We start from the raw sequence: 12066 nt of genomic DNA, 5'->3' as shown, positions 1-12066 counted from the left end.
GCCATGAACGCGCGGGGGTGTCGTTACCGAGAGACAGCGAAAAATATGAAACTGAGCATTCGATATGCCATTGCGGCGGCATGGCTTTGCACCCTCCTGGCCGGCTGCGAAGACTCGGAAATTGGCAAGGTCAAAGCTGCCGACCTTCCTGGGGACCGGACGCAGACCTACGGCTCGGCACTGTCGGAGCGTGGGGCTTGCAAACGCGTCAGTTGGAAAACATTCAAGGACGAACGCAACCGATCCGCGGTGGAATACCGCTGCGAGCTCAATGACGCGGTTTCCGAGTTGAACAAGGTCCGCGACGCGCAAATCGAAGACATCAACGGCTATCTGAAGGCCGCTACCGAAAACCTGAGCAGCGCCATTGACGGCACCGCCGGAGATGCCGCCCGTTACGCCAGGCTTCTGGACGAAAAGAAGGCGGAGCTCCAGCAAATCGACGAGAAGATCCAGGCGCAGACTGCCGGCATGGATGGCCCGGAAGCGTTGCGAGCGCAGCAGGTGCTCGGCGATGCCCGCGCCTATGCCGCCTCTCAGGTGCAGCGCTATCAGGCCGAACTGGACAAGGCGAACGCCGGTGAGACCGCGGCGTCGTTGAAAGGCTCGTTGAAGCGCTACCAGGACCAATACGCCAACAGCATTGCGAACCTCCACAGAAAGTACGATGGCGTGAAGTCGGTGACGGAAGTGATCCAGTGGGTTGTGAAGGACAGCGACGTGTTTCCTCTCTATTTTGGTTTCGATATCGATTCGGACCTAGGGAAGCAGCGTACCGACATATCGGCCCAATTCGCGGCACACCTGCGGCAGATCGTCAGGAACCGCGGTCAGGCGTATGTGGCCCTCGTCGCCCCGACCGTGCTTGCCGGTGTTCCCGCCACCACCGACAAAGTGCCGGCGCCGACGCCTGTCACGGGCACGAATTCGGGGACGGCGGTGGCCGGCCAGGCATGCTACGACGCGAAGCTCAAGGAGTTCCGAAGCGCGATGGGAGAGGAAGCGCCGGTCAGCAACGACATGATGAACGAGTGGCGAGGCCAGTGCGGGATCGCGCCCGCCTGAACGGGCTACGGGCCGGCCGCCTCTGCCATAGCGCCGGCCATCGCCCGCTGCCGAAGCGGTGCGGGCCGCCGACGGCGGGTCGCGCGGCACATGCGTTGCGCGCGCGACGGTCGCACCTTCCGAATTCCCTGTCTCCCGACATCGGGAATTCGGTTGCCCGTCGCGCGCAAGCCGTTTTGTTCTGGTGTTTGACCGGCGCGTGCTAGCATGAGGCAAAAGAGGTAGGAGTTTGTCACATGCCAACACAGATGTATAAGCAATACGGGAAGCGAACGTATACGATTCGAGTCGCGCCCAACGGGGTTTCGGGCTGGAGAGCCGTAGCATCGGTCGGCCATATGGAAGGCGGCGTGTTCTTCACCGACTTTTCCAAAATCACCGGCCTTTCGGGATATTCGGCAGACGACGCATGGGTCCGGGCCGAAGCGCAAGTCCTGACATTCATCGACAAGATCGACAGCTAGCCGGTTGCCCGCGGTTTGTTCGCCTTTAGTCCGCCTTAGTCCGCCTTATTCGGTCTTTAGGCGGCCTTTAGTCAGCCTTTAGTCGACCTTTATGCCGCGTTTATTCGGCAGTTGGCCGCCATTTGTCTGCCGGTTATCGGCCAATCATCGGCCGTCTACCCGCCGTTTTGCGCGAGCACATTGAGGCAAACGGCACGTCGTCCCGAAATCGCCCGCGGGTTTCGAGCGGTTTCGACACTTGCGAGAGCGTGGTATGAATCACGAAATTGACAGCGTGGAACAGCTCGAAGCGATTTACGGCGAACCGAGCGAACGCGCGCTGTGGAAGGAACTGAATTACCTCAACGAAGACTATCAGGCCTTCGTGAAGGCAAGCCCTTTCGTGGTACTGGCGTCCGTCGGTGATCGAGGTACCGATTGCTCTCCGAAAGGGGATCCGGCGGGATTCGTTCAAATCCTGGACGAAAGAACGCTCGTGATTCCGGATCGGCCGGGCAATAACCGCATCGACAACCTTCGCAACATCATTGCCGACCCGCGCGTCTCACTGCTCTTTCTGATTCCGGGTGTTGGCGAGACGCTGCGCGTCAACGGACGCGCGCGCATCTGCGTCGATCCCGCCTTGGTTTCCCGCTTCGAAATCCACGGCAAATTGCCGAGAACGGTTATCGTGGTCTCGGTCGACAGCGTGTATTTCCATTGCGCCAAAGCGATCGTCCGTTCCCGGCTTTGGGACAAGGAAACCCAGATTCCCCGCGACGCGCTGCCCAGCACAGGCGCAATGCACCGACGCCTGAGCGGCGGCCATTTCGATGGGGACGCCTACGATCGAAATCTGCCGCAGCATACGGCGGACGGGTTGTATTGAGGGGCAGGCAAGGCGGGCGAGTAGCGCGCAGCCCCCGCCCGGACAGGCCGCCCGGCTCATGGCCGAGCGGTCTCGTCGCACTGCCGTGCCCCGCACCACGGCCGCGCGTTCAATGACAGGCGCCCGTCAGTAGCCGGCAGCCAGGCCGTCCCCGCGCGGGTCCGCCGCACCGCGCAACACGCCGGTGGAGGCATCGACCTGAATCACGCCGGCGTGTCCCATCGTATCGGTGAATTTCTCGACAACCTTTACCGGATGACCGCGGCGCTTGAGTTCGTCTGCGACCGTTGCCGGGACGCGCGACTCGATCTTGAGATCGTTCGATGAGACGCCCCACGTCCGGCCGTACAGCCACCGCGGGGCGTTGATCGCATCTTGCGGCGACATCCCGAAGTCGACCATGCGCGTGACGATCGCCGCCTGCGTCTGCGGCTGGCCCTCGCCGCCCATCGTTCCGTAGACGAGGAAAGGTTTGCCGTCCTTGAGCAACATTGCCGGATTGAGCGTATGGAAGGTTCGCTTGTTCGGCGCGAGATGGTTGACGTGGTTCGGATCGAGCGAGAAGAACGAGCCGCGGTTTTGCAACAACACTCCCGTGCCTGCAGGCACGATGCCGGAGCCGAAGTCGTAGTAGATGCTCTGGATCAGCGAGACGGCGTTGCCATCGTTGTCGACGACACCGAACCATACGGTGTCCCCCGTCGGGTCCATCGGCCTTACGTCGTTGTCGGCCTTGCGCATATCAATGCGCGCGGCCTGCGCCTTCGCGTGCCGCACGGACAACAAGTCGGCCAGGGGTATCCTGACGAAGTCGGGGTCGGAGAGATATTTGTCCCGGTCCGCGAACGCCTGCTTGGTCGCCTCGACAAGCAGATGGTAGTAGTCGGCGAACCCTTCGCCCAGCGACTTCACATCGTATTGATTGAGGATGTTGAGAATCTCGAGCGAAGCGAAGCCCTGCGTGTTGGGCGGGAAATTGTAGACTTGGAAACCGCGGTACGTTACCGAAATGGGTTGAACCCAGTCCGCATGATGCTTCGCGAAGTCGCGGCGCGTGAGCATGCCCCCGTTCGCCTGCAGTTCCGTGACGATCTTCTCGGCGATTTCGCCTTTGTAGAACGCGTCGGCGCCGTTATCGGCGATGAGCGTCAGCGAGCGCGCCAGATCGGGCTGTTTCAGGATGTCACCGACTCGATACGGCGAGCCGTCGGGTCTGAGAAACGTCCGCCGGAAGCCCTCGAACTGTTGGAGATTGCGATACACCTTGTCGGAGACGTCGACGTTGACGGCTTCCCACTTCGCGACGGAAGGTGTGACGACGAAACCGTCTCTGGCATAGGTGATGGCGTCGCGCAGCAGATCCTTCCACGGCAGGCTCCGGCGCATTGTCTCGTGCGCGTATCGGTATGCCTCACTCCATCCGGACACGGCGCCGGGGACCGTATTGACCGAAAGATAGCCGCGGGAAGGAATCGTGCCCAGCCCCTTGTCCCGATAGAACTTGATGGTGGCGTTTTCGCCCGCCCGGCCGCTTGCGTTCAATGCGCGAAGTTCTTTCGTTCTGGCGTTGTAAATCAGCCAGAAATTATCGCCGCCGATAGTATTCATCTGCGGATAGACGACGGCGATGGTCGATGCGACGGCTATCGCTGCATCGACGGCATTCCCTCCTCGCCGGAGCACATCAAGACCGGCTTGCGTGGCGAGGTAGTTTGACGAAGTGACCATGCCATTTGTCGCCATCGGGTTTGTGCATTGGGCCGGTGTCTCGCAATACGCCCCGGTCGACTCGGCCGCGCCGGCCGCCGCACAGAACGTCAAGGCCCCCACCGCCATCCAGGTGCGCGCGTACAGAAAAATGCCGTCCATTTACGTCCCCCCTTTTTTAAATTGCTATTGCTGGATAAACCATCTCCTTTGCAAAACGGGGTTAGATATATCAGACTAAAAACCCAAAGAAATCCGCAAAGCTACGCGACATCTCTACGCAAAAACACTTATCGCAGGCGCATATCAGCAAAGCGCATTTATGAGGTGATTTCGTTCGAAATCTGTGATGCGAGAAACGACATTGACAAAAATCCGTTGTGGAAAGTCGTTAAACCGGCGGAAATGAAATGGAAGGGCTGACCAGATTCCCGCGCCTAGTACGGCGGTCCGATCACATTCCTGATGGAAAGCGAGTTGTGGCCTCGCGTGATGCGAATCGGGGCGATGTCTGTCTTAGACGTTCCGCCGATCCCGGCTCTTCACGTTTGCGGCGAAATCCACGACAAACAAACGCATGGTTAATGCTGAAATCGCTTATATCGCAGGCTACTGGGAGGCGTGACCAAGAAAGCCTGAACACCGCCTGAAACCAGACCGAGGGAATCGCAAAAAGCGCGTGCGATGGAAATCGGTCCCCGAACTCTCATCCCAAAATCGCACCTGACAACGCCACGCACGGATTGCCAAACACGCCCAACCCCGCGTAAAATAGCGCTCTTCGCGGGCGTCGTATAATGGTAATACCCTAGCTTCCCAAGGCTCGAACCATAACGACGCGGCGTGAAACTCCGCGTCGTTGCGCTCCAGCTTTCATCCCAACCTCCATGATTTCTTCATGGGGCGTCACCAGAAGTACTCCCACCGTTTTTCGTCGGCTAAAGAGAATCACAGAGCGATTGAAGTTCCGATGGCGTGTGCCGTTAATCGTTATGTTGAACTGAACTCTCATCAAGAGGTGCTATGACATATAACGAGGCGAAGGCAGTGATTTTCCGCAACTTGCTCATTGGCACAACGTTAGGTGGCATCGGGACACTTTCAACGTTCATTTCAATGCTCAAATGGGTGTACGTCGGCGATGCCATGAGCGGAGCGGCAGTTTTCGCTCGCGGGCTGAAAGGTCTAATCTGGGCGTTTTATAGCTGGAGTACGCCTTACTTGGAGACGTTGTGGAAGTACTCGCCCGTACCAACGCAGGAAGAATACCTAAGCTCACGGAACCTATTCGTTATCGTGATCTATTTGGTTGGTATATTCGGTCTGAGCCAAGTCCGCCGAGCATTTGATCTCATGAGTACGCTGTCTCGGATTCGGAAGGGCTACCAGGAATATCAGATTGCGTCATCGCTAGCCGGTCGTACTGTTCCCATGAAGATGGATACTGACGTCGAAGTACCAACCGTCAAGCCAAACCGATGGACGCTAATTCACTCCCTCTACCTCGCGCCTTTCATCGTAGGCATCGCTTTGCTAATCGCAGGGAAAGTATTCCATTTAACCTGAGCCGCCTTGAACTGTCGCGCCGCCATAAGAAAAAGGCTCCAAAGAAGGAGCCCTGATAATGCGCATATCGGGATTCGATGGTTGACGCTTGTACCCATGCTGCATCGTAGTAATCAACCGTTCCTATCACGTGCAAAACTTCTGCCCAACAGCCTCCGGGGGTCAACAATTTTGGGGGGAATTCGATGCAAAAAATAGGCTGGCCGATGATTGAATTCGGTAGCCTTCGTAATTGATCCGTTGGAATGGTGGGCTAGTTCTTGCTCACACCGATGATATAGGCTTTAAATTTTCTCGCCCTCACGTCGGCCTCAGCTATTTCGTCAAAAATCTCGACGTCACCGAACGAACGCAAGCGAGAAATATCAGCGGAAGGAATCCGGTTGTTCGTGCCATATTGGCATCCTAAAACCCAGAAGTAGAGCTTGTATCCGCTGTCGCGCAAGGATTGAAGAACAGCGGCTGTATCCTTTTCAGGATCGTCAAAGTCAGGACAGACTGCCGCCAGAATTTGAGGCCAACGGTCAGGGTGCATCGCCTTCATCCGCTTAACGAAGCCCTCTGGTTGGTCATCGTTGGACATGCGCCGGATGAAGTATTCAATGCCATCAATTTTCGTTCGACGCACACGATGCGAACCATGAGTCAAGGCGCAAAGTGTTTGAGATTTCCCCCAGTTCGAATGGCCTACAACAAAGACAACCTTTGGCTTTGACAATGGCGCCTCCCGTAGCAAGGTCTAACTAGTTATGTAGACAGCACCGGCCGTTCTCGTGATGTCAGCCAATCTAGCCAGAGTACCTGAAACCGGCGATACGTCAACTTCCGTATCTGGTCATTCGGATCAACGACCACGTTAAGCAGCAACTGCCACGCCAAACCAACCACGGAATCCGAACACACGGGGAAGCTCATCGATCATACCGCCGCTTGATCATCTGGTAGTAGGTGCTCGCCCCGTCCTTCGAAAGCCCAGCCACCGCGACGAACTGCTCGATGATCTCCTTCCGCGTCACCTGCTTGCGACGCATCATCCGCTTGTAGATTTCCGTCGCGATCTGCATCTTCGTCTTGCCCTCGGCCTCCGCGTACCCCGTCACGGTATCGCCGACAACCCCGCAATCACGCCCCTCACCTCGTCGTGCGTCGTCCATCTGGTCGTCCATGACATCTCCTGTTTACGTGACCAGATCACGATCCAACATCTCTCCCGCCCTTGACAACCACCCTGCGGGATAACGAGAAGAGAGAATATTAATAATTAATCAATGAGTTATTTCACCCTGCTGGGGCAAAATGGGTGCCCAAATACACGGGGAACACGAGGTTTCGACACCAGAATCGGTCAACCTAATTTGTTGTCAATAGGCAGACTGCAAATAAAACTGAAAATATTTCTGATTTTTTCCGATACCGAAAATACACGTTTACAGCTTATAAATTCCGTTCCCGTCCTTTGGGGTCTCCGCGTAACGACCCGACCTCACGAATCGCTAATTATTCGGTAATACCCGGTTCCCGACGATTCTTTCACTTCTCTGAAAACCCCTCTCTCTCCACGGAATTTCCTGCGTTAGACAACAAATTCCCTCATTCATAGAATCGGCTGGTCATTTCAATTAACGACCAACCAATACAAATTCTATGAATCTCCACATCCCCAACCACGACGCACCGCCCCCCTCCATCATTCGCCGTAGGCGGCGCATGAATCCGCGCCTTCGGACGCGCAGCCGTCTTTACGCCCGCCCGCAAAGCGCGTCGCGAGGTCAATAACATGAACGGCTCGTCGGCTAGCTTCGTTCGGTGCAAGGTGCGCGTACCGCTGCGTCATCTTGGGGTCCGAGTGACCAAGCAACACGGACACCTCGTACAGGCTGATGCCGGAACGTGCCAGCTTGCTCGCGAATGTGTGACGCAAAGTGTGCACGGTCACGCGACCGCCGCGCTCCTTGACGACCTTCGGGTCGTTGAGGCCAGCACGTTCAACGGCCTTCAATATCGCCTTCGTGCAGTAGCCACGGGCTTCCCCTTGCTTATTTTCGAAGACGTGACGCTGCCCTGTACTCCTGACGGCAGCGCGTCGCGACATCACCTCGAACAACCGTTCGGGCATGTACACCACACTCTCATTCTTCACTTTGGACCGGTAGAGGTTGATCGATCGCTCTTCGAGATTGATGGCCGACCAAGGAATGTTCGCTGCCTCCGAGTATCTGCACCCCGTATCCAACAGGAAGACCGTCAGGTCGTAGTTGTCCTGAATCATGCGAACCATCGCGGGAGTGTGCAGCTTTTCAGCGATGCGCTCGCTGAGCAGCATTTGGGGATCCAGCGCCGCCAGCAATGCCGCCTCTTCCTTCTGGTCAAGGTATCGCAACCGGGACTGGGTGCGGATTGTCGGGAAGATCACCTCTCGATTTACGCGGTATCCAAGGCGTCCCATCTCGTTCATGGACGCTCGGATCAAGCCCAACTCGTGTTTGATCGTCTGGGGAGCGCTGCCTTCAATCTTTCGCGCCTGAACAATACGCTCCACGTCCCGGGTCGTCAGTTCATGAAGCATGAGCGTGCGGGGCAACCCGAAGCACGGCTTGATACCGCCGTTACGCGGAACTCGCTTCTCGCCGAAGACCTTTCGGTGGTAGCTGCCCATGATCTCCGAGAACGGTTTATCCCTTCGACTCTCGATGTACCGGGTTATCGCCGTATTCAGGCTGATCTCATCCGCGTGACCGAGAAACTCACGGGCGTGCGCTTTTGCGCGCATGTCTCGTTCCACCTGCGCCGCGGCCGTCTTATTCGTCGTTCCGGTCGAACCAAGGTATCGCTTACCTCGAAGCTGAAAACTGTAAAACCAGTTTTTGCTATTCGGTCTCTTGTGCAGGCCCATCGTCAGTCTCCCAATCCGGGGGACACCGTACGCCAGACCTCGCACTTGGACCACAAATTTCTAACCACTATGGAGGTGTATCGAAAACACTTTTAGCCAACCGAAGCAAACCCGAATGACTCGTCCCGGAGCGCAACCATGCGCCTCAAGCATCGCTATCAAGCAACTCACCTCAAACCAATCAAACATGAAAATTTCTATCAACAAACACATCATCAACAAGAGTAAAACTGGCTGGAACCAGCCGTGGAATACCGTCGACTGTTCTGTCGCACAGCTCGCAGACCATGTGAAGCAGGGCTACGCGTTCTCCTACGCCTACTCCGACGAAGTGCGCGATTCAGATAATTTTCTGCAAGCGGATTATCTGATGGTCGACATCGACTTCGAAAGCAAATTGACCTCGCTGACGATTCAAGCCGCGCTCGACTCAGACTTCGTCAAGAATTTCGCGGGCCTTGTATACACGACGGCAAGTCACACGGACGAAGAGCACCACTTCCGCCTGATTTTCCCGCTTGAGGAACCGATCATCGACGCGGCAGCACTCAAGCTCGCTACGAACGGTCTGATTCGCAAGTTCGGCGGCGACCGTGCGTGCACTGACGCGGCTCGGGTTAGCTTCGGCAATACGGACGCTCAGACTTGGATCATCGGCAATCACTTGCCGAGCGACGAGGTTAAGACGCTGCTTGCTCCAGGCAACGACCTTGTCGCAATTCGTGCAGCAAAAATCAAGAATGAGTACGGGCGTGATCGCCGCGGACAAACGGTGCGATCGAACGTCAAGTTGTCCCCCAATCAGCTGCTGTCCACGGCGAGCGGGGGCGCTATTGCCCTCAAACATGCGCGGAGGATGACAAAGGTTCACTGCCCCGTCCACATTGACAACAATCCGAGCGCCTTCGTCGTGCGTAGTTCGATCGGTGGCGTCGGCGTGCGTTGCCATGCTTGCAGTTGCACGTACTGGGCTGACCGCTCTGAGACGGAGTTTGACCTTGGTCGTTTCGACCAGATTATTAACGCACGGATTCTGCCGCCGATCACGTCTCTTCCACCTGTCCAGTTCGCAAATGCGGTGAGTTCCGTTTTCGATATGGGAATACCCGATGATCCGTACACCCTCACGCTGAACTTCCTCACGAACGATCTGAAGGAATTCTCCACCCGCACCTGTACGCCATATTTGCAGAAACCGGACTTCCTTCTCCCCGGCAGCATCCTCATCCGCAGCCCTAAGGGATCGGGAAAGACCCAGTTGCTTCAGGAAATCGTCGCGACCGCGAAGAATGAGAACAAGTCTGTTCTCGTTGTGGGCCATCGAACGACGCTCTTGCAGGGACTGGCGCAACGTCTTGGAATCGACTGCTATATTGAGGACGGGGTCGACCTTGAGGAGGAGAGTGACGAATCCCCCACGCCAAGGAAGGGACGCAAGCAACGCCGCCCGTCGGCATACTTCGCAATTTGCGCAGATAGCATCGACCGTCGCATGAACACGGAGATCATGCGCTATGACATCGTCATCATCGACGAGGCGGAGCAAGTGTTGGGTCACATCTTTGACTCCGACACGATGCGAAAAGATCGGGTTTCGACGTTCGATAAGCTGCGTTACTTCATCCGGAACGCGAAGTTCCGCTATTACCTTGATGCCGATCTGAATCTGCCAACGCTCATGTTCGCCAAGTTGATTGGCTCAGTGTATCCAGACGACGTTACGACCCTCGTCGTGAATGATCCCATGCCTTTGCAGCAGGAAGTTCCTCTCTACCAAAGCCGCTACCAACTCATTTCACAAATGATGGCGGCGGTGGAGCAGAAAAAGCGCGTCTATATCTGCACCAACTCCCGCCGCGAAGCGCTGACGTTGGCAGAGGTGATCAACCACGAATTCGATGGTCAGCGGCGTGTCATGACCATCACCTCCGATAATTCTAAGACTCCTGAGGTAGCTGCGTTTCTGCGTGACATCAAGAACGAGTATTTGAAATACGATGTGCTGATCGCCTCCCCATCTATCGGTACGGGTGTTGATATCACGTTTGATGAAAACGCCGAGATGGTCGATGCCGTATTCGGGATCTTTCACCCTCAAGTGAATACGCACTTCGACATTGATCAACAAATCTGTCGCGTCCGGCACCCGAAGGAGGTTCACGTCTGGATCTCAAACGAGCGCTTCCATGTCGAGACCGATATTGAGATGATCAAACACGATATCGTGCAGTTCGAACAAGGGATGAGTCATTTCGGCAAGCTCGACGACTCGACTGGAATCATGAGTCCGCGTCATGACGAACCGTTTGTCCACATCTACGCTCACATCCTGGCGTACAAGCGCGCGTCGCTGAACAACCTTCGTGCCAACTGGACGAAATTGCGCGAAGCGAACGGCTGGACGGTTAAGCTTATCGAGAAGGACAGCGAGGCGATCAAGATCGCAAAGTCGATTGACGATAGCGCCCGCGACCGTCAGCACGACCGCGAGGTAAACATGGTTCTCAATGCAGACAAAATCAACGAGCACACGGCGGCAGTTTTGCGGAAGCTGCGCGAGTCCAGCACGATCTCGCCCGAAGAACAGGCCATGATTGACCGGTATTACGCTGAAGACTTTTTCTGTGAAGACATCACGTACGAGAACGTGAGTCTTTTTGACAAGGGGGCACTCCGCGACAAGTTCGCTCGATTTGAGGGTTTGCTCGAACTCTCAGGCGAAAAGCCAACGTACGCGAAATCGATCAACGAGCAAGGCACCTCCTTTAATAGACGGCAGGCTGAACTCATCGCTTCGTTGCTGAGCGCGGCAGGGATTTACTCGCAAACGGGCGGCCGGTTCGACGCTGGAATTACCTATACCTCGCATAACCTCAAAGCATTTAGCGAGATGTGTATTGATCGCAAGTCGGAAATCGAACAGATTCTCCCCGGAATCAGAATCCGAGCCAAACTGATGAAGAATCCGATGCAACAACTTGGAGAGTTTCTGAAATACATCGGATTGACGCATGATCGTGTGGAAACTACGCGCAAAAACGGTGAAAGGACCATCTATCACTACCGGCTGGACCGCGAATCCGTCGAACGGCTTATGTCCATTCGCAGCGCTCGCGAGGCGGCAATGCGCAAGAAGATCCAACAGATCATCGATAGCGAGAATTTCTCGGAGGACGAGATGAAGCTCGCTTTGAAAAAGATCGAAGAGAAGAGGGTCGCGAAAGGGTTGAGCGTCAACACGCTTCCGAGCAAGAAGAAGCGTAAGTAGTCCATCACCCCATGCTGATACCGTGGGACCTGCTGACGGTCCTTCGGACCAAGACAGTGAAAACAAGTGGATGGCGTTCTCGCCATCCACTTGTTTGCCCGGATCCTGCGCTTTTCTATGCGGGGATTTCCGGGATCACGTCTTTTATTGATCCGGCCCCTGTGAACTTGTATCAAGCTGCATAGCGAACAGGGCCGTGCTCGAAATACTTGCGAATTCGTTCGGGCTGGCGTTG

General features: G+C 56.0%; 9 protein-coding genes. 5 read left to right on the top strand and 4 right to left on the bottom strand.

Translation table 11 applies throughout. From position 1 onward, the window contains the following. Positions 1-45 precede the first annotated feature (45 nt). From CDN36_RS14040 to CDN36_RS14030, 3 genes are all read left to right on the top strand, one after another. On the top strand, positions 46-1065 hold the full coding sequence (locus CDN36_RS14040; protein ID WP_287497030.1) for a hypothetical protein: 1020 nt from the start codon (positions 46-48) through the stop codon (positions 1063-1065). Between the two features lie 236 nt (positions 1066-1301). Continuing rightward, positions 1302-1529, top strand: coding sequence for a hypothetical protein (locus tag CDN36_RS14035; protein ID WP_147284595.1), 228 nt, complete (start codon positions 1302-1304; stop codon positions 1527-1529). A gap of 253 nt (positions 1530-1782) precedes the next feature. Continuing rightward, entirely contained in the window at positions 1783-2397 is a 615-nt protein-coding gene (locus tag CDN36_RS14030; protein WP_287497029.1) for a pyridoxamine 5'-phosphate oxidase family protein, read from the top strand. A gap of 126 nt (positions 2398-2523) precedes the next feature. On the opposite strand, the gene ggt is transcribed toward CDN36_RS14030, so the two are convergent. Then, on the bottom strand, positions 2524-4125 hold the full coding sequence (gene ggt / locus CDN36_RS14025) for a gamma-glutamyltransferase (RefSeq protein ID WP_502920364.1): 1602 nt from the start codon (positions 4123-4125) through the stop codon (positions 2524-2526). Positions 4126-5127: 1002 nt separating this feature from the next. On the opposite strand from ggt, the gene CDN36_RS14020 reads away from it, so the two are divergent. Then, positions 5128-5670 (top strand): YniB family protein, encoded by a 543-nt coding sequence (locus CDN36_RS14020; RefSeq protein ID WP_287497028.1) that lies wholly within the window; start codon positions 5128-5130, stop codon positions 5668-5670. 253 nt (positions 5671-5923) lie between these two features. On the opposite strand, the gene CDN36_RS14015 is transcribed toward CDN36_RS14020, so the two are convergent. From CDN36_RS14015 to CDN36_RS14005, 3 genes are all read right to left on the bottom strand, one after another. Beyond that, the gene (locus tag CDN36_RS14015) at positions 5924-6388 is read right to left on the bottom strand and encodes a hypothetical protein (RefSeq protein WP_287497027.1); all 465 of its coding nucleotides are present in this window, start codon (positions 6386-6388) and stop codon (positions 5924-5926) included. A gap of 193 nt (positions 6389-6581) precedes the next feature. After that, on the bottom strand, positions 6582-6836 hold the full coding sequence (locus CDN36_RS14010; RefSeq protein ID WP_287497026.1) for a hypothetical protein: 255 nt from the start codon (positions 6834-6836) through the stop codon (positions 6582-6584). 521 nt (positions 6837-7357) lie between these two features. Then, positions 7358-8563: a tyrosine-type recombinase/integrase gene (locus tag CDN36_RS14005; RefSeq protein WP_287497025.1), complete on the bottom strand. Its 1206-nt coding sequence runs from the start codon at positions 8561-8563 to the stop codon at positions 7358-7360. A gap of 187 nt (positions 8564-8750) precedes the next feature. Between CDN36_RS14005 and CDN36_RS14000 the strand changes: the two genes are divergently transcribed. After that, positions 8751-11831, top strand: coding sequence for a plasmid replication protein, CyRepA1 family (locus tag CDN36_RS14000; RefSeq protein WP_287497024.1), 3081 nt, complete (start codon positions 8751-8753; stop codon positions 11829-11831). Positions 11832-12066: the final 235 nt, after the last annotated feature.

The sequence above is a fragment of the Pandoraea sp. CB10b_02 genome (assembly GCF_002216225.1).
In the GTDB taxonomy this organism is placed as follows: domain Bacteria; phylum Pseudomonadota; class Gammaproteobacteria; order Burkholderiales; family Burkholderiaceae; genus Pandoraea; species Pandoraea nosoerga.
Note: the sequence above shows the minus strand (reverse complement) of the source record. Positions and strands in the feature narration are given on the sequence as shown.